Source organism: Neisseria sp. P0014.S009, assembly GCF_051958155.1.
GTDB lineage: Bacteria > Pseudomonadota > Gammaproteobacteria > Burkholderiales > Neisseriaceae > Neisseria > Neisseria flavescens_C.
This window is the reverse complement of record NZ_JBQCVS010000319.1, coordinates 1-229: the sequence shown is the minus strand read 5'-3', so window position 1 is coordinate 229 and position 229 is coordinate 1. Positions and strand designations below refer to the sequence as shown.

The window sequence follows — 229 nt, the reverse complement described above, 5'->3', positions numbered from 1 at the left end:
TCGTTTCTCTGTATTTCTACGGTATGTCTACCTTCGAAGGCCCGATGATGTCTATCAAAAACGTTAAAGCTCTGAGCCACTACACCGACTGGACTGTTGCACACGTTAACGCCGGCGCATTGGGCTGGGTGGGCTTTGTAACCATCGGTTCCGTTTACTAGATGATTCCCCGCTTGTTCGGCAAAAATGAAATGTACAGCAGCACTTTGGTTGAGGCGCATTTCTGGAT

Annotated in this window: 1 pseudogene; it reads left to right on the top strand. The window is 48.5% G+C overall.

What is annotated here, in order from left to right:
- Positions 1 to 229, top strand: a pseudogene (locus ACTHS4_RS12795) (cbb3-type cytochrome c oxidase subunit I); the annotation flags it as partial.